We start from the raw sequence: 16,801 nt of genomic DNA on the forward strand, positions 1-16,801 counted from the left end.
TTACACTCCCTGGGCCTGGGCGCCGGCGGCGCGGGCGCCGGCCAGCCGGCGCAGGATCATGACGTTGCGGACGAAGCCGACCCCGCCCACCAGATAGCGGCGGGACAGGCGGCGGGGTTCCTGGGCCAGCCGGTAGACCCATTCCAGCCCGGCCCGCTGGATGCAGACGGGCGCGCGCTCGAACCGGTGGGCAAGGAAATCCATGATGGCCCCACCGTTGATGATGAGGGCGGGGTGGTCCAGTTCCGCCTTCAGCCGGGCGGCGGCCCGCTCCTGCCGCGGCATGCCCATGGCCAGGACGATCACGTCCGGGCGGGTGCGGCGGGCGCAGGCGACGTAATGGCCGTCGTCGTGAAAGCCGTGCTGGATGTCGGCATAGTCGTGATGGGTCTCGGCGGCCAGCCGGTCGCGGGCGGCCTCCAGCCACGGGCTCTCGGTGCCGTAGACCGCCACCCGGCGGGGCGGAAGCCGGCGCAGCAGCAGCGGGATGAAATCGGTGCCGTTCATGTTCAGCCCCACCGGCCGCCCCAGCGCCGACAGCGCCAGCTTCAGCCCGATGCCGTCGCGCAGCAGCAGATCCGACGCCTGGAACGCGGCCAGCGCCGCATCGCTGTGCCAGCACAGATTGACCGCGTGGGCGTTGACGAACGACACGATGGACGGCTTGGCGGTCTGGGCGAGATGGCCGATCAGTTCGTTCTTCTCCTCCTCCGTCTGCACGCAGCGGATACGGTCCACCAGGGCGTCGATGTGTTGAGGGGTCGGCATGCGGTACTCCTAAGAGGGCGCAAGGCGGTGGCGATGGGGATGTCCGACGACCCGATAATGGGTGGTCTCGCGGCGCCGCATCAGACGGAATTCGAAACTAATCCCATCGGTCCGGGGCACGGTCCGGGGTGGTGGCGCCCCGGCGGGGTGGTGGGTAACTCATTTTCCCGCCCCATCGCCGGAGGTCAGGGGCAGCGCGCTCCTATGCGACGGCGCATAGGCGGTGCGGGAAACAAGGGTGGTGCCGCTCCCCTCCCGCGTCATGGCCGTCCCGCGGTGGCCGTTCCCGCGAAACGTCTTGCCGCGTCCGTCCCCCGCGCCCATAACCCTGTCTCATGCCATCCTTGTTCACGGCGGCGGGGCTGCCCGTCCGGCGGAGCGCAAACGGATTACGAATCATGGTCTCCGACGACACCCCCGACGATCTTCCCGCCCGCATCCCCGGTACCGCGGACGAGCTGGACCGGCGCGATGCGCTGCGCGCCGTGGCGGCGGCGGTGCGCGATGCCGGCATCGAGGTGGCGGCGGAATCCACCCCCGCCCGCTGGGCCGTCACCGTGATTCACGAAGCCAGGATGCCCGGCACCGACCGCCGGCTGCGCTTGCGCTTCCGTGTCTCCATCGGCCCGCTGCCGGAGATCGAGGCGGAACTCTGGGGCCTGTTGACCGCCGAGGAGCCGTTCGGGCGCCCCCAGGCCCGCGCCCTGGGGAAAAAGGTGAAGGAGGCGTGCTTCACCTCCGCCGCCATCGACAAGGCCAAGGGGCGGGTCGATGGCTGGCTGGCGTCCATGGCCGAACGGGCGGCAGCGCTCGGCGATGCGTGGCGGCCCAAGGCGTTCGCCGACGACCTGATGCGCGCCGCCGCCTTCGGCGGGCGCATTCCCCGGCTCCAGGGCCTGCTGGACGCGCTGGAGGAAACCTTCTCCACCGCCGCCGCCCGCGCCGGCCACCGGGTGCGGCGGGCGCGGCTGGAGGATGCCTCGGGGCTTGGCGTCTATCTGGATGGCTTTGCCACGGCACGCGCCATGGTGCGCAAGCTGCGGCTGTTCGTCGGCCCCACCAATTCCGGCAAGACCCACGCCGCCATGGACCGGCTGGCGGAGGCCGGCAGCGGCTGCTACCTGGCACCCTTGCGTCTGCTGGCGCTGGAGGGACAGGAGGCGCTGGAGAGCCGTGGCTCCCCCTGCTCCCTGATGACGGGGGAGGAACGGGACGTGCGGCCCGGTGCGTCCTTCGTGTCGTCCACCATCGAGATGGCGAACACCAACCGGGTGTGGGGGGCCTGCGTCATCGACGAGATCCAGATGATCGGCGACCCCGACCGCGGATGGGCGTGGACCCAGGCGGTGGCCGGCATCGCCGCCCCGGAAATCGTGATGACCGGCTCGGCGGACGCCATCCCCTACATCCAGCGGCTGGCCGCCGCCCTGGGCGAAGAGCTGGAGGTGGTGGAGTTCACCCGCAAATCCCCCTTGCGCATCCAGGAGGAGAAGGTGCCGCTGAAGGGCGTGCGCCGCGGTGATGCCGTCATCGCCTTTTCCCGGCGGGAGGTGATGGGGCTGCGCCACGACCTGCTGGCCCAGGGGCACACGGTGGCGGTGATCTACGGCGCCCTGTCGCCGGAGGTCCGGCGGGCGGAGGCGCGGCGGTTCCGCGAGGGGCAGGCCGACGTGCTGGTCGCCACCGACGCCATCGGCATGGGGCTGAACCTGCCCATCGCGCGGGTGGTGCTGTCGGCCACCCGCAAGTTCGACGGCAAGGAAGAGCGCGACCTGAACCATTCGGAAATCCGCCAGATCGGCGGCCGGGCCGGGCGCTTCGGCATTCAGGAGGATGGCCGGGTGGCGGTGCTGGACGGGGAGAACATCAACCCCGTGCGCCGGGCGCTGACCTCCCCCCCCACCCCGCCCGCCGATCCGCGCCCGTGGATTTCGCCGACGCTCACCCATGTGGAGGCCATCGCGCGCGAGCTGGAAACCGACAGTCTGGCCCGCGTGCTGCGCACCGCGGGGCAGGAGCTGCTGCGCGCCCACCAGACCTTCCGCATGACCGATCTGGAGGGGCGCATTCAGGCGGCGGCGGCGGTGGACCGTTCGCGTCTGCCGCTGGCGGTGCGCGACACCCTGTCCCGCTGCCCCATCGACGTGCGCGACCAGGACCAGTTGCGGCTTCTGACCATCTGGGCGGTGAACCAGGGCCGGGGCGTGCCCAACCCCGCCCCGGACGAGGCCGAGCGTTTCCACCACCATGTCGGCACCGACGTGGAACTGGAAAAGGCCGAGCGGGCGGTGAAGGGGCTGACGTCCTACGCGTGGCTGTCCTACCGCTTCCCCGAGGCGTATCCCGAGATGGACCTGTGCCAGGAACGGCGCCAACGGCTGAACGCCTTCATCGAGCGCACGCTGGCCGAACGCAGTCTGGCCCGCGCCTGCCCCGCCTGCGGCACGCGGCTGAAGGCCAACCACCGGTTCCGCGTCTGTGATTCCTGCTACGCCCAGCGCCTGACCCGCCGTCCGCCCCACCACCGCGACGGCAAGGGTGGGGGCAAGGACGGCGGTCACCGTCCCTACCACCACGCCAACGGCGGCACGGCGGCCCCCGGCGGGGCGGCTGGGACCGAACGCCCGGCGGGGCAGGAGCCGCCCAAGCGCGGGCGCGGCGGGCGGCGCAAGGCACCGCCGACGGCGTGACGGGAAGGTTATTTCGGCAGGGCCGCTTCCACCGCCTCCACCAGCCGGCGGCTGTCGGGGGCGGTGACGGAGGAGAACCAGTCCACCAGCCGCCCGTCGGGGGCGATCAGGTATTTGTGAAAGTTCCAGCGGGGCTTGGCGGCGAAGCCAAGCTCCGCCGCCGCCCAGCGGTAGAAGGGATGGGCGCCGTCGCCCGATACCACCGACTTTTCCGCCAGGGGAAAGTCGATGCGGTAGTTGACCTCGCAGAAGTCCTTGATCTCCTGCGCCGATCCGGGTTCCTGCCGGCCGAAATCGTCCGACGGCACGCCCAGAACCACCAGCCCCCGGCCGCGGTAACGTTCCCACAGAGCCTGCAGCCCGGTGTACTGCGGGGTGAAGCCGCAGAACGACGCGGTGTTGACCACCAGCACCGCCTTTCCGGCAAAGGACGACAGCGGCAGCGGGGTGCCGTCGATGCTGCGGAAGCTGAAATCATAGGCCGTGGCGGCCATGGCCGGTTTCTCCGAAACAAGGGATGCCAGGAACGCGGCGGCAAGTGCGATAAGGCGCATGGTTTCTTCCCTCACATGCCGATGAAGGGCTGCACCAGCCGCCCCAGGATGCCGGTGAAGCGCAGCGGCGCGTCGGTGGCGATCAGGCAGACGCAATCCTCGTGGGTGTCGGAAATGGGCTGGTGGCGGGTGTCCTGGTCCACCTCCGCCAGATCGCCGGGGCCGTAGCGCCCGGTCTCGTCGGCAAAGGAACCCGACAGCACCAGCGTCAGTTCCAGCCCGCCGTGCCCGTGGTGGGGCAGCGTGACGCCGGGGGCGATGCGCAGCATCTGCGCCGCCCCGCCGCGGCTGGTCCGCCGCAAAAGCTCCAGCCGCCGCACGCCGGGGGCCAGCCGCTGCCAGCGGGGATCACCGCCGACATAGGCCGCCAGCGGCTGGGGAAACGGGCCGGCGGCGGGCGGGGCCGGTGCGGGTGCTTCCCGCGGGCCGTCCAGCCGCGCCAGGGTGCGCGCCAGGGCGCCGGCGTCCAGATCCAGGCCGGCGCCGGCGTCCAGCAGCGCACCGCCCAGCGCATCGACGGTGCGGGCGGCGGTGCTGCAGGCGGGGCACAGCGCCAGATGGGCCGCCACCGCCAGCGACAAGCCCTCACTCAGGCAGCCGGCGCCGTAGGCCATCAGCAGCGCATCGCTGGGATGGTGATTGGGAAACGGGTGTCTGGGCTGGGTGGTCATGGCACATCCTCCCCCAAGGCCCGGCGGATACGGTTCATGGCAAGACGCAGGCGCGATTTGACGGTTCCCAGCGGCAGGTTCAGTTTTTCGGCGATGGCGGGGTGGGCGAGGTCGGCGAAGAACGACAGCCGCACCACCTCCGCCTGGTCGGGGGAGAGATCGGCCAGCGCGCCCTGAAGCCGGCGGAACCGCTGGCCCTCGGCCACCACCGCATCGGCGGCGGGGCCGTCGTCGGGATGGTCCAGCAGCACGTCGTCGGGCACCTCCGGGTGGCGTTCGCGGCGCAGCGCGTCGATGCGCAGGTTGCGGGCGATGGTGAAGACCCACGCCGCCGCGGCCGCCCGCTGGGGATCGTACAGGGCGGCCTTGCGCCAGACGGCGACCATGGTCTCCTGCGCCAGTTCCTCCGCCCGCGCGGGGTCCATGCCCTGGCGGACCATGTACCCCTTCACCCGCGGGGCGAAATGGGCGAACAGCCGGGCAAAGGCGGCGCGGTCGTCGCCGCGCGCCACCGCCACGATGTCGCGCGACAGCTCATCCCCCGCACAGGCGGGGCCGGGGGGCTGGGGCGTGGAAAAGGGCATGATCGTTCCCGTCATGCCCGCCAGTACGCAACACCGGCCCCGCCGGATCACGGGCGTGGCAAATATCTTTTCCGGTGATCCGGCGGCGGGGTCCGCCCGTAACGGGACCAGACACCCGCTCCACCGCATCCTGCCGGCCCCGCCCCATGACCATCATTCCCTTTTCCCCCGGCCGCCCGCTGTCCGTCGCCGTCATCGGCTCGGGCATCTCCGGCCTGTCCGCCGCCTGGCTGCTGTCCAAGGCCCACGACGTCACCCTGTACGAGAAGGAGGACCGCCCCGGCGGCCACGCCAACACGGTGGAAGCCGCCCCCGGCGTGCCGGTGGACACCGGCTTCATCGTCTACAACACCGCCAACTATCCCAACCTGACCGCCCTGTTCGGCCATCTGGGCGTGCCGACGCTGGCCACCGACATGTCGTTCGCCGCCTCGCTGGACGGCGGGCGGCTGGAATACGCCGGGTCGTCGCTGGGCACGCTGTTCGCCCAGAAGCGCAACCTGCTGCGCCCGCGGTTCTGGCGGATGCTGGCCGACCTGCTGCGCTTCTACCGCAGCGCCCCGGCCCTGCTGGCCGGCGGCGGGGCGGACCAGCGGACGCTGGGGCAGTTCCTGGACGAAGGCGGCTATTCCGACGCCTTCGTGCGCGACCACCTGCTGCCCATGGCGGCGGCCATCTGGTCCAGCCCGGCGGCGTCCATGCGCAGCCACCCGGCTTCGTCGTTCGTGCGGTTCTGCGACAACCACGGCCTGCTGAAGATCACGGGCCGCCCGGTGTGGCGCACGGTGGAGGCGGGGAGCCGCAGCTACGTGGAGCGGCTGACCGCCGGCATGGGGCCGGCGCTGCGCCTGAACGCGGGTGTGGAGGGGGTGCGGCGGGAGAACGGGCGGGTGGCGGTGCGCGACCGCCGCGGCGACATCCGGCTGTTCGATCATGCGGTCTTCGCCACCCACGCCGACCAGACGCTGGCGCTGCTGGAGGATGCCGGCACCATGGAACGCGCCCTGCTGGGCGCCTTCCCCTATGAACGCAACGTGGCGGTGCTGCACACCGACCCCGCCCTGATGCCGCGGCGCCGGTCGGTGTGGTCGAGTTGGAACTACCTGTCCCGCCCCGGCGGGGAGGGGGAGGACGACGCGGTGTGCGTCACCTATTGGATGAACCGGCTTCAGCCGTTCCTGCCCACCGCCCGCAACCTGTTCGTGACCCTGAACCCCGTCACGCCGCCGGCGGACGGCACGGTGCTGCGCTCCTTCCTCTACGACCACCCGGTGTTCGGCATGGACGCCCTGGCGGCGCAGAAGGATCTGTGGCGGCTGCAGGGGCAGCGCAATTCCTGGTTCTGCGGCGCCTATTTCGGCGCCGGCTTCCACGAGGACGGGCTGCAGGCGGGGCTGGCGGTGGCCGAGGCGTTGGGTGGGGTGCGCCGCCCCTGGACCGTGGAGAACGAGTCCGGGCGCATCCATCTGGGCGGGCTGCACACCCCGTCCCGCCCGCAGGAGGCGGCGTGATGGACACCCGGTCCGCCCTCTACCTCGGCACGGTGGTCCACCGCCGGCTGCGCCCGGTGCGCCACCGCCTGTCCTACCGCGTGTTCAGCCTGCTGCTCGACCTGGACGAACTGCCGGACCTGGACCGCCGCCTGCGGCTGTTCGGACACAACCGCACCGCCCTGATCGGCTTTCACGACCGCGACCACGGCCCCGGCGACAGGCGCCCGCTCAAGCCCTGGGTGGAATCGCAGCTTGCCGCCGCCGGCATCGCCGGGGGCGGGCCGGTGCGGGTGCTGTGCTTTCCCCGCGTGCTGGGCATGGTGTTCAACCCGCTGACCGTCTATTTCTGTCACCGGCCCGACGGCACCCTGTCGGCCATCCTGCACGAGGTGAACAATACCTTCGGCCAGCGGCACAGCTATCTGATCCCGGCGGAAACCGGGGCCGACGGGCTGGTGCGCCAGAGTTGCGCCAAGGAATTCTACGTCTCCCCCTTCATGGCGATGGAGACGGCGTATCACTTCCGCATCCGCCCCCCCGATGACGGCGTGTCCGTCGCCATTCGCCAGACCGACGCTGCCGGGCCGGTGCTGCACGCGTCCCTGACCGCCGCCCGCGCACCCCTGACCGACGCCGGGCTGCTGCGGGCGTGGCTGCAGCATCCGCTGATGACCGCCAAGGTGGTCGCCGGCATCCATTGGGAGGCGCTGCACCTGTGGCGCAAGGGCCTGCGCCTGCTGCCCCGCCCGCCGGCCCCGGCCATGCCGGTCACCGTCGTTTCCCCCACCCCGGTTTCCCCCACCCCGGTTTCCAGGAAGTTGCCCGCATGAGCGAGACGTCCGCCGTTCTTCCCACGCAGCGCCGGGCCACGGGGCCGCGTTTGTCATCGCCCGCCGGCTGGCTGTGGGGCGGGGTTCTGCGGCGGCTGGCCGCGCGCCTCCGCCACGGGGCGCTGACTCTCCACCTGCCGGGGGGCGAGGCCGTGCCGTGCGGCGACGGCACCGGGCCACGGGTCGAGGTCACCATCCACACCCCCGCCGTCGCCCGGCGGCTGCTGGCCGGCGGCGATCTGGGGCTGGCGGAGGCCTATGCCGACGGCTGGTGGGACACACCGGACCTGACCGCGTTTCTGGAGCTGTGCCTGCGCAACGAGGAATCCTTGCGCGGCGTGATGGCCGGGACGGCGGCGGTGGCGGCCCTCAACCGGCTGATCCACCGCAGCCGCGCCAACACCCGCCGCGGCAGCCGCCGCAACATCGCCGCCCATTACGATCTGGGAAACGGCTTCTACCGCGAATGGCTGGACGCGGGAATGATGTATTCCTCCGCCCTCTACCGCCGCCCCGGACAGACGCTGGAACAGGCGCAGGATGAAAAGCTGGACCGCGCCGCCGCCCTGCTGGACCTGTCACCCGGCATGACGGTGCTGGAAATCGGCTGCGGCTGGGGCGGCATGGCCGAGCGGCTGGCCGCCCGCCACGGCGCCCGCGTCACCGGCATCACCCTGTCCCACGAGCAACGGGCCCATGCCGCCGAACGGCTGGGGGACCGGGCGGCGATCCGGCTGCAGGATTACCGCGACGTGACCGGCACCTTCGACCGCATCGTGTCGCTGGAGATGATCGAGGCGGTGGGGGAGGAGCATTGGCCCCGCTATTTCGCCACCCTGCGCGGCCGGCTGGCTCCCGGCGGGGTGGCGGTGCTGCAGGCCATCACCATCGACGACGCCCGCTTCGCCGGTTACCGCCGGGGGTGCGATTTCATCCAGCGCCACATCTTCCCCGGCGGCATGCTGCCCTGCCCCGCCGCCATGGGGGAACAGGCGGCCCGCGCCGGGCTGGTCATCGACCATGTGGAGATGTTCGGCGCCTCCTACGCCCGCACCCTGGCCGAGTGGCGCCAGCGCTTCGACGCGGCGTGGCCGCGCATCGCCGCCCAGGACGGCGGCATCCGCTTCGACGAACGGTTCCGCCGAATGTGGGACTACTACCTGTCCTATTGCGAGGCGGGATTCCGCGCCGGCACCATCGACGTGGGCTTCTGGCGGCTGCGCCGGCCCAGCGAGGGAGCATGATCCCCACGGGGCGGCTGGCTCTCTACGCCCTGCCCGCCCCTGGCCCTGCCGGTCCTGCCGGCGGCGCCACGCCGCCATCCGCCGGTGCCTGGACCGTCGCACACAAGGGATTCCACCGTGATGAAACCGCTGCGTTGGGCCGCTCTTTTCGTGATCGTCGCCATGACCGGGTGCTCGTCCATGAAACCACAGGATTTCGCCAACCGCCGGCCCGAACTGCGCATCGAGGAGTATTTCGCCGGCCACACCCGCGCCTGGGGCCTGTTCGAAGACCGGCTGGGCACCGTGCGGCGGGAATTCACCGTGGACATCGCCGGCACCTGGGATGGCCGCGAACTGGTGCTGGACGAGGATTTCACCTATTCCGACGGGGAGACGGAGCGCCGGGTCTGGCACATCACCAAGACCGGCGCCGCCACCTATGAGGGGCGCGCCGCCGACGTGATCGGCACCGCCGCCGGCGAGGCTGCGGGCAACGCCCTGCAATGGTCCTACGACATGAACCTGAAGGTGGGCGGCGGCACGTGGCGGGTGCGGTTCGACGACTGGATGTTCCTCCAACCCGACGGGGTTCTGCTCAACCGCGCCCACGTCTACCGCTGGGGGGTGTGGATCGGCACGGTCAGCATCTTCTTCCAGCCGCAGGCACGGCCAGCCGCCGCAGGATGAGCCGCACCACCCCGCCCACCAGCGGCAGACGGGCCAGGACCGGGCCGGCGGAATCCCAATAATCCACATGGGCCGCCACCCGTCCGCCGGGGCCGAGATGCACCGTGCTCATGCCCGTCACGTCCAGATCCCCCACCACCGCCACCCGCGCCTGAAAGCGCCAGCGCAGCAGCCCCACATCCCCATCCATGGCCGACGCGCTGACCGTGAAGCGCACATCCCGGCAGGTGTCCAGCGTGTGGGCGAACACCGCCCGCACCGCCGCCCGCCCGCTCACGTCGTTGAAGGGATCGGCGAACCGCACGCCGTCGGTGGTCAGCGCATCCAGCCGGTCCAGCGTGTCCGGCGCCAGGGTTTCCAGAAAATCCACCCAGCGGGCCAGGGGGGTATCGCCGCTCATGACCGCACCAGCCGCCCGGTGAGCGCGAAATAGAACCGGTAGGGCAGGAGGCGCAGCAGCTTCAGGAACCGCGTGAAACCCCAGGGAAAGGCGGTCTCGAACCGCCGCCCGTCCAGCCCGCGGGCGATGGCCGCCGCCGCATCCTCCACCCCCACCAGGGCCGGCATGGGGAAATCGTTGCGGCGGGTCAGCGGCGTGTCCACGAAACCGGGGCAGATCAGGCGCAGGTCGATCCCCGCCCGCGCGCAGTCGGGCCGCAGGGATTCGCACAGGTTGATCAGCGCCGCCTTGGTCGGGCCATAGGCGGCGGCGGTGGGCAACCCGCCGTATCCGGCGACCGACGACACCACCGCCACCTGCCCCCACCCCTGCTGTCTCAGCCGCGGCAGCACCGCCGCCAGCCCGTTGACCACGCCCATGTAATTCACTTCCATCAGCGTGCGGGCGGGGCCGCTGGCGAAATCGGCCAGCCCCATGGGGATGTGGGTGCCGGCGTTCAGCACCACCCGGCCGATGGCGCCGAAGCGTTCCGCCATCTCCGCCACCGCCGCGCGGACCGCGGCCTCGTCACGCACGTCCAGGGGAAAGGGCACGATGTCCCCCGGCAGCGCCGCCGCCTCGGCCGCCAGTTCGTGCAGGGCTGCGGCGGTGCGCGCCGACGCTGCAACGCACCAGCCGTCCGCCGCCAGCCGCAGGGCCAGCGCCCGCCCGATGCCGCTGCCGGCCCCCGTGATCCACGCCGTCCGGGTGATCGTGTTCATCGCGGCACCTCCGCCACCGACGCGGCGCCGTACAGCGTGGACGGATCGGCGGCCAGCCGGGCGGCCACAGGCGATGGGCGGACCATCTTTCTCCCCCTCAAGCCCTCGTGCGTCCCAACGGTACGCACAGGCCGGGGGAATGGATCACATGCCCTTGGCGGTGTTCACGGCGTCGCGGACCGACACGCCCTTGCGCATGATGTTGTCCACCGCACGGCCCTGGACCAGCTTGATCCCGGCCTGCTGGGCGAACACCAGACTCGACACCGTATCGCAGCGGGCCAACACATAGGTGCAGCGGTCCTGCTGCTTCATATGTTCGAAGAAGAACTGCTGGAAACCGGCGTCCATCTCCAGCATTTCATTCGACCAGAAGATCTTGGCGTAATTGACGTTCAGATATTCGAAGTCGATGTTGGTGGCCCAGAACGGGTTCAGCCCGTCCACCGCGATCTGGTAGCGGCGGTCCTGGGCAAAATCGACCACCTCCTGGAACAGCGCCAGATTTTCGATCAGGTCGGTCTTGTTGATTTCCAGCACCACGTTGCCGCGGAAATCGATGGGCAGCCGCTCGTCGAACTTGATGAAGCCGGTGGAAATGACCGTGGACAGGTTGATGTTGATGCCGATCCGCCGCCCGCGCATGAACGACAGCCCATGGTTCAGCGCCCGCAGCACCGACTGGTCCAGGTTGCCGGTGAAGTAGTTGAACAGCCACTTGTTGGCCGTCAGGTCATAATCGGGGCAGAGGCGTTCCTGCAGCAGCTTGATGGAAATATAAAGCTCGAAATACTCGGTCTCGTCCGGCGACAGGGGGTCGAGGGACGCGACCGGCTGGTTGAACAGGAACGGTGACAGGTCGAACATCTGCATGGAGCGTTCGAGCTTGCCCATTTCCTCCAGCGTGATGGGGGGTTTCGTTTCCCCGCCATGGCCCCCGGTCTCGCTGGCCTGCAGCTCTTCCACGAAACGGATGACGTTGATGAAGTTCAACGCCAGTTCCATGATCGAATAGAGCGAGTATTCCTTGTACGGGTTGGGTCCGGTCAGCGAGGTCTTGGACAGGAAGACCATCTCGACCTTCTGGCAGACCTCGGTCACGCCCGACAGCTTCAGCCCCTTGTAGAGGATGATGACGTCGCCGTTGGAGATGTTGAACGACTGAAGGAACGACGCCTTGCTGGCCAGTTCCTGGACGATGGTGCGGACGATGAGCTGGCTGGAGGGATCCTTGTCCTTCAACAGCGACAGGTGCATGTGGATGATGCGCATCCCCTGCAGCTCGTTCTTGGCCGAACGCAGGAGGTTGAGCAGCTTGTCGTTGTCGAAGTCGGGCTTGGAGTCCTTGGACGCGGCGACGGCAGCCTGCTTTTCCGCCGATGAGAGGCGGACCCGGTCACGTCCGATGGGCGGCTTGCCGCGAAACATACTCATACACCATGCTCCCAGCCAGAACGGCCCGTCCCGGTCCCCCGAAGACTTTGTGACCCACAGGGCCGTTCGATCCCACGAAGACCAGACCCGCCGTGTTCAGACAAGAGTCCGGTTCCGTCGTCTTTGAAATTATTAATTATATGCATCTTTAACAAGGCATTAAAACAGCATTTCGGTGAACCGCCGTGGCATATGTATCACTTGGCGGCACCCCTTGCCGAGACTCCGGGTTACCTAGATACCGGGTTTTCAACCGAAACGATTTTTACCCGGCGGTCGGCCACGGCCAATGCAATCTTTCCATGCTTGAGCGCAAGCGCATGTTCCCCGAACAGTTCGCGGCGCCACCCGGACATGGCGGGGATGGCGGCGGAATCGTCGGCGGCCAGCGCTTCCAGGTCGGCGGACGAGGCCACCAGCTTGGATGCCACCCCGCTCTCGTCGCACACCTTCTTCAGCAGCACGCGCAACAGCTCGATGATGGGGGCGACGCCGGGGGGCAGTTCGTCACGCGGCTCGGCCCGCGGGCACTCGGACTCGGGCAGGTCCAGGCCACGCTGCACCGTCTCCAGGATCTCCGTCCCCTGCCGCCCCTCGGCGAATCCACGGCCCAGGCCGCGGGTGCGGGCCAGATCGTCCACGGTGGTGGGGGCGTGGGCGGCGATTTCCAGGAGCGCCTCGTCGCGCAGCACACGGCTGCGCGGCTGGTCGCGGCGTTGCGCCTCGCGCTCACGCCACGCGGCCAGTTCGCGCACCAGCGCCATGAAGCGCGGCTTGTTGGACCGCACCTTGAGCCGCAGCCACACGGTGTCGGGGTCGCTGCGGTATGTGGCCGGATCGGTCAGCACCCGCATCTCCTCGTCCAGCCACTGGGCGCGGCCGGTACGGGCCAGCTTGCGCTTGAGCTTCTCGTACGCCGTGCGCAGGTGGGTGACGTCGGACAGGGCATAGGTGATCTGCCGTTCCGTCAGGGGCCGGGCCGACCAGTCGGTGAAGCGGCTGGACTTGTCGATGCGCGCACCGGCCAGCTTGGTCACCAGCGTCTCGTAACTGACGCTTTCCCCGAAGCCGCAGACCATGGCCGCCACCTGCGTGTCGAACAGCGGGGCGGGGATCTGGCCGGTCAGGTGGAAGAAGATCTCCACATCCTGGCGGGCGGCGTGGAACACCTTGACGATGCCGGGATCGGTCAGCACCCGGAACAGCGGCGCCAGATCGATTCCGTCGGCCAGCGGGTCCACGGCGACCGCGCCATCGGGTCCGCCCAGCTGGACGAGGCACAGTTGGGGATAGTACGTCTTTTCCCGCAGAAATTCGGTATCGACGGTGACGTATTCGGCGCCTGCAAGGCCCTGGCAGAAGGCCTCCAGCTCGTGCGTGGTGGTGATCGGAGTCATACCCGCTTCATACACGACGCACGGCCGGCTTGACAATCGGTGCCGCATCGGTGTGCTGTGAGCGCCATTTTCCGCGAGCGCCCATTTCTTGCCAAGGTAGCCCGACCATGCACGCCTATCGCACCCACACCTGCGGCCAGTTGCGCGAAGACGACGCCGGCCAGATCGTCCGTCTGTCGGGCTGGATCAACCGCAAGCGCGACCATGGGCAGCTTCTGTTCATCGACCTGCGCGACCATTACGGCCTGACGCAGGTTGTGGTCGATACCTCCAGCCCGGTGTTCGCCACCGCCGAGCGTCTGCGCGTCGAATCGGTCATCACCGTGACCGGCAAGGTGGTCAAGCGCACCGCGGAAACCATCAACGACAAGCTGCCCACCGGCCGCATCGAGGTGCAGATCCACGAACTGGCCATCCAGGGCGAGGCGGAAACCCTGCCCATGCCGGTGAACCAGGACGCCGACACCGGCGAGGACGTGCGCCTGCGCTACCGCTTCCTCGACCTGCGCCGCGAGCGGCTGCACGAGAACATCGTCCTGCGCTCCAAGGTCATCGCGTCGGTCCGCCGCCGGATGATCGACCAGGGCTTCATGGAATTCCAGACGCCGATCCTGACCGCCTCGTCGCCCGAAGGGGCGCGCGACTATCTGGTGCCCTCGCGCAACCATCCGGGCAAGTTCTACGCCCTGCCCCAGGCGCCGCAGCAGTTCAAGCAGCTTCTGATGGTCGCCGGCTTCGACCGTTACTTCCAGATCGCGCCGTGCTTCCGCGACGAGGACGCCCGCGCCGACCGCAGCCCCGGTGAGTTCTACCAGCTCGATTTCGAAATGTCGTTCGTGACCCAGGACGACATCTTCGACGCCATCGAGCCGGTTCTGCACGGCATCTTCGACGAATTCGGCGGCTTCCGCCGCGACTCGAAGCCGGCCATCGACGGCTATCCCTTCCGCCGGATCGCCTTCGACGAGGCGATGCTGACCTACGGCTCGGACAAGCCCGACCTGCGCAACCCGCTGGTCATCAAGGACGTGACCGAGGTGTTCAAGCGCGACGACGTGCAGTTCCGCGCCTTCCGCGGCACGGTGGACAAGGGCGGCGTGGTCCGCACCATCCGCGCCCCCCAGGTGGCCGACCGCCCGCGCAGCTTCTTCGACAAGCTGAACGACTGGGCCAAGGAGCTGGGCGCGCCGGGCCTGGGCTACATCATCTTCGAGAACGGCACCGGCAAGGGCCCCATCGCCAAGTTCGTGCCCGACGCCGCCCAGGCGGTGCTGCGGGAGATCACCGGGGCGGTGGACGGCGACGCGGTGTTCTTCGTCTGCGACCAGCCCGGCCCGGCGGCCAAGCTGGCCGGCCAGGCGCGCACCAAGCTGGGCACCGAGCTGGACCTGATCGAGAAGAACGCCTTCCGCTTCTGCTGGATCGTGGACTTCCCCATGTTCGAGCAGGACGAAGAAACCGGACAGGTCATCTTCTCGCACAACCCGTTCTCCATGCCCCAGGGCGGGCTGGAGGCGCTCAACACCATGAACCCGCTGGACATCAAGGCGTACCAGTACGACATCGTGTGCAACGGCGTGGAGCTGTCGTCGGGTGCCATCCGCAACCACCTGCCCGAGGTGATGTACCGCGCGTTCGAGATCGCCGGCTACCCGGCCTCGGAACTGGAAGCCCGCTTCGGCGGCATGCTGTCGGCGTTCAAGCTGGGCGCCCCGCCCCACGGCGGTTCGGCCCCCGGCATCGACCGCATGGTGATGCTGCTGGCCGACGAGCCGAACATCCGCGAGATCATCGCCTTCCCGCTGAACCAGCGCGCCGAAGACCTGCTGATGCAGGCCCCGGCCCCGGTGGATACCGCGCGTCTGAAGGAGCTGCACCTGAAGCTGGATCTGCCCAAGCCCAAGGCCGCCGCTCCGGTGGACGGCCCGAAGGCGTAACGGCACGCGCAGTCCAAGGAAAAGCCGCCGCCCGTTGGTTCGGGCGGCGGCTTTTTTCATGTCCGGCGTCTGTCTGGGCGGCTTTTACGCCGCGGCCCCGGCGGACGGATTCTCGATCAGCTTGTACTGGGAGCTGTCGGTCAGGACCAGACAGCTCAGCGTCTTCATATCCCCCTCGTCTTCGGTGCTGGTCAGACGGGCGTGGGGAATGCCGAACAGCTCCAGCGTGGCCTTGACCCGCCACGACCGCCCGCTGGTCGTGCCCACCGCCTGATACACCTGACCAACCTGAACGCGCTTCTTGCTCATGGCTTTGTCCCGACATGGGCCGGGCGATGCCACGGCCTTGGCTGTTCCTGGGGGGAGGGTATGACGCCCGTCGGGGCGGTGCAATGGGGAAGCTGCACGAGCCGGGGCGCTGCCCCGGCACCCCGGCAAGGGCCGGCGGCCCTTGCATCCCAGGGATTATTTGCCGTCGCAGCCGGATTTGGGCAGGGCTTCGATGGTTTCCAGTTCGGCGCCGACGGTGAAATCGCCGTAGTCGATGAGCATGGACTGTGCCACCCCGTTGTCGAGCAGGCGCAGGCTCATCTCGTACTCGGGCTGGGGGCTGTCGCCGGCCAGGGGAAAGAAGGCCATGCGCACCGGCCACGCCTGCCGCCCCTTCACCAGCGGGCTGGCGGCCGTGTCCTCCACCTTGGCCGGACGGCCGATGAAGGCGCTGATTTCCGTCGGCCCCTCGGCGTCGGCACCGTCGAACACCACCCGGTTGACCAGATGATCGCCCCGCTGGGCATGGTCCAGCAGCCCCAGCGTGTGAGCGGTGGGGAACAGGCTGCCGGCGGGCAGTTTCACCGATTGCGGCTCGGGCGTGGAAAAGCGGGCGGTGCCACCCTTGCCGTCGCGGTTCAGGGTGGCGTCGCCGCGGATGTCCTCGTCCGGTTCACCGTTGATCAGCTTGCGGACGTTGAAGCGGTAACGGCGGCCGTTCTTCGCCTCCCACGTGGTGTAATTCGTCGTCATCAGCATCTCGTCGCCTTCCACATAGACGAAACGAAGCTGAAAACGCTGCTCGGTGGTCCAGCCGTCGCAGGCATCGGCCCATTCGAACATCATCTTGCCGCGCACGTCCGACACCTTGGAACTGTTGCGCGCGCTTTTCAGCGCCATCGTGTAGACGGCGCGGTGGGGCTGGACCGCGGCGGCGATCTTGCGCCCGGCATCGGGACCGGCCGCCGTGGCACGCCCGGTGGACGCCGCCGTGGCCGGCACGGCAAGCACGCTCAACAGGGCGGCGGCGGCAAAGCAGGAGGCTAGGCGGCGGTGCGGCAAGATCGGTCCATCCCCGGCAAACGGGCGGCGCACACGA

The 16,801-nt window shown here is 69.3% G+C and carries 16 protein-coding genes; 6 read left to right on the forward strand and 10 right to left on the reverse strand.

All coding sequences use genetic code 11. The annotated features are described in order from the left end of the window. Positions 1-768, reverse strand: coding sequence for a WecB/TagA/CpsF family glycosyltransferase (locus tag M2352_RS15215; RefSeq protein WP_264665418.1), 768 nt, complete (start codon positions 766-768; stop codon positions 1-3). 398 nt (positions 769-1,166) lie between these two features. Here M2352_RS15215 and M2352_RS15220 point away from each other — a divergent pair, with 398 nt between their 5' ends. Further along, on the forward strand, positions 1,167-3,458 hold the full coding sequence (locus M2352_RS15220) for a helicase-related protein (protein ID WP_264665419.1): 2,292 nt from the start codon (positions 1,167-1,169) through the stop codon (positions 3,456-3,458). 8 nt (positions 3,459-3,466) lie between these two features. Here M2352_RS15220 and M2352_RS15225 read toward each other — a convergent pair whose 3' ends face one another. The 3 genes from M2352_RS15225 to M2352_RS15235 are packed head-to-tail and all read right to left on the reverse strand — an operon-like array spanning position 3,467 to position 5,267. Beyond that, positions 3,467-4,012, reverse strand: coding sequence for a glutathione peroxidase (locus M2352_RS15225; RefSeq protein ID WP_264665420.1), 546 nt, complete (start codon positions 4,010-4,012; stop codon positions 3,467-3,469). 11 nt (positions 4,013-4,023) lie between these two features. Continuing rightward, the gene (locus tag M2352_RS15230; protein WP_264665421.1) at positions 4,024-4,683 is read right to left on the reverse strand and encodes a ChrR family anti-sigma-E factor; all 660 of its coding nucleotides are present in this window, start codon (positions 4,681-4,683) and stop codon (positions 4,024-4,026) included. Next, positions 4,680-5,267 carry a sigma-70 family RNA polymerase sigma factor gene (locus M2352_RS15235; protein ID WP_264665422.1) on the reverse strand — a complete coding sequence of 196 codons (588 nt, stop codon included), beginning with the start codon at positions 5,265-5,267 and terminating at the stop codon, positions 4,680-4,682. The genes M2352_RS15230 and M2352_RS15235 overlap by 4 nt, the downstream gene beginning before the upstream one ends. 146 nt (positions 5,268-5,413) lie before the next feature. Here M2352_RS15235 and M2352_RS15240 point away from each other — a divergent pair, with 146 nt between their 5' ends. From M2352_RS15240 to M2352_RS15255, 4 genes are all read left to right on the forward strand, one after another. Beyond that, positions 5,414-6,778, forward strand: a complete 1,365-nt coding sequence (locus M2352_RS15240) for an NAD(P)/FAD-dependent oxidoreductase (protein ID WP_264665423.1) — start codon at positions 5,414-5,416, stop codon at positions 6,776-6,778. After that, positions 6,778-7,590 carry a DUF1365 domain-containing protein gene (locus tag M2352_RS15245; RefSeq protein WP_264665424.1) on the forward strand — a complete coding sequence of 271 codons (813 nt, stop codon included), beginning with the start codon at positions 6,778-6,780 and terminating at the stop codon, positions 7,588-7,590. The genes M2352_RS15240 and M2352_RS15245 overlap by 1 nt, the downstream gene beginning before the upstream one ends. Further along, a complete protein-coding gene (locus M2352_RS15250; RefSeq protein ID WP_264665425.1) occupies positions 7,587-8,834 on the forward strand; it encodes an SAM-dependent methyltransferase in 1,248 nt (415 codons plus the stop codon). The genes M2352_RS15245 and M2352_RS15250 overlap by 4 nt, the downstream gene beginning before the upstream one ends. Positions 8,835-8,954: 120 nt before the next feature. Further along, complete coding sequence (locus tag M2352_RS15255; RefSeq protein WP_264665426.1) at positions 8,955-9,503, forward strand: DUF3833 domain-containing protein; 549 nt, start codon at positions 8,955-8,957, stop codon at positions 9,501-9,503. On the opposite strand, the gene M2352_RS15260 is transcribed toward M2352_RS15255, so the two are convergent. The 4 genes from M2352_RS15260 to rnd form a co-directional block, all read right to left on the reverse strand. Beyond that, positions 9,457-9,903 carry a nuclear transport factor 2 family protein gene (locus M2352_RS15260; protein ID WP_264665427.1) on the reverse strand — a complete coding sequence of 149 codons (447 nt, stop codon included), beginning with the start codon at positions 9,901-9,903 and terminating at the stop codon, positions 9,457-9,459. The genes M2352_RS15255 and M2352_RS15260 overlap by 47 nt on opposite strands. Continuing rightward, positions 9,900-10,664: an SDR family NAD(P)-dependent oxidoreductase gene (locus M2352_RS15265; protein WP_264665428.1), complete on the reverse strand. Its 765-nt coding sequence runs from the start codon at positions 10,662-10,664 to the stop codon at positions 9,900-9,902. The genes M2352_RS15260 and M2352_RS15265 overlap by 4 nt, the downstream gene beginning before the upstream one ends. 144 nt (positions 10,665-10,808) lie before the next feature. Beyond that, complete coding sequence (locus tag M2352_RS15270; RefSeq protein ID WP_264665429.1) at positions 10,809-12,098, reverse strand: EAL domain-containing protein; 1,290 nt, start codon at positions 12,096-12,098, stop codon at positions 10,809-10,811. A gap of 230 nt (positions 12,099-12,328) precedes the next feature. Further along, complete coding sequence (rnd, locus tag M2352_RS15275; RefSeq protein ID WP_264665430.1) at positions 12,329-13,495, reverse strand: ribonuclease D; 1,167 nt, start codon at positions 13,493-13,495, stop codon at positions 12,329-12,331. Between the two features lie 107 nt (positions 13,496-13,602). Here rnd and aspS point away from each other — a divergent pair, with 107 nt between their 5' ends. Then, positions 13,603-15,432, forward strand: coding sequence for an aspartate--tRNA ligase (gene aspS, locus M2352_RS15280; RefSeq protein ID WP_264665431.1), 1,830 nt, complete (start codon positions 13,603-13,605; stop codon positions 15,430-15,432). 84 nt (positions 15,433-15,516) lie between these two features. On the opposite strand, the gene M2352_RS15285 is transcribed toward aspS, so the two are convergent. Both M2352_RS15285 and M2352_RS15290 read right to left on the reverse strand, forming a co-directional pair. Further along, entirely contained in the window at positions 15,517-15,741 is a 225-nt protein-coding gene (locus M2352_RS15285) for a hypothetical protein (protein WP_264665432.1), read from the reverse strand. A 156-nt stretch (positions 15,742-15,897) separates the two neighbouring features. After that, positions 15,898-16,764, reverse strand: a complete 867-nt coding sequence (locus tag M2352_RS15290; protein WP_264665433.1) for a cell envelope integrity EipB family protein — start codon at positions 16,762-16,764, stop codon at positions 15,898-15,900. Positions 16,765-16,801: the final 37 nt, after the last annotated feature.

It is taken from the genome of Azospirillum fermentarium (assembly GCF_025961205.1).
Lineage (GTDB): Bacteria > Pseudomonadota > Alphaproteobacteria > Azospirillales > Azospirillaceae > Azospirillum > Azospirillum fermentarium.

Bases quoted from the DNA above. Each gene is read 5' to 3' on its own strand.
- M2352_RS15215 (WP_264665418.1), bottom strand. From the start codon at position 768: ATGCCGACCCCTCAACACATCGACGCCCTGGTGGACCGTATCCGCTGC.
- M2352_RS15220 (WP_264665419.1), top strand. From the start codon at position 1,167: ATGGTCTCCGACGACACCCCCGACGATCTTCCCGCCCGCATCCCCGGT.
- M2352_RS15225 (WP_264665420.1), bottom strand. From the start codon at position 4,012: ATGCGCCTTATCGCACTTGCCGCCGCGTTCCTGGCATCCCTTGTTTCG.
- M2352_RS15230 (WP_264665421.1), bottom strand. From the start codon at position 4,683: ATGACCACCCAGCCCAGACACCCGTTTCCCAATCACCATCCCAGCGAT.
- M2352_RS15235 (WP_264665422.1), bottom strand. From the start codon at position 5,267: ATGCCCTTTTCCACGCCCCAGCCCCCCGGCCCCGCCTGTGCGGGGGAT.
- M2352_RS15240 (WP_264665423.1), top strand. From the start codon at position 5,414: ATGACCATCATTCCCTTTTCCCCCGGCCGCCCGCTGTCCGTCGCCGTC.
- M2352_RS15245 (WP_264665424.1), top strand. From the start codon at position 6,778: ATGGACACCCGGTCCGCCCTCTACCTCGGCACGGTGGTCCACCGCCGG.
- M2352_RS15250 (WP_264665425.1), top strand. From the start codon at position 7,587: ATGAGCGAGACGTCCGCCGTTCTTCCCACGCAGCGCCGGGCCACGGGG.
- M2352_RS15255 (WP_264665426.1), top strand. From the start codon at position 8,955: ATGAAACCGCTGCGTTGGGCCGCTCTTTTCGTGATCGTCGCCATGACC.
- M2352_RS15260 (WP_264665427.1), bottom strand. From the start codon at position 9,903: ATGAGCGGCGATACCCCCCTGGCCCGCTGGGTGGATTTTCTGGAAACC.
- M2352_RS15265 (WP_264665428.1), bottom strand. From the start codon at position 10,664: ATGAACACGATCACCCGGACGGCGTGGATCACGGGGGCCGGCAGCGGC.
- M2352_RS15270 (WP_264665429.1), bottom strand. From the start codon at position 12,098: ATGAGTATGTTTCGCGGCAAGCCGCCCATCGGACGTGACCGGGTCCGC.
- rnd (WP_264665430.1), bottom strand. From the start codon at position 13,495: ATGACTCCGATCACCACCACGCACGAGCTGGAGGCCTTCTGCCAGGGC.
- aspS (WP_264665431.1), top strand. From the start codon at position 13,603: ATGCACGCCTATCGCACCCACACCTGCGGCCAGTTGCGCGAAGACGAC.
- M2352_RS15285 (WP_264665432.1), bottom strand. From the start codon at position 15,741: ATGAGCAAGAAGCGCGTTCAGGTTGGTCAGGTGTATCAGGCGGTGGGC.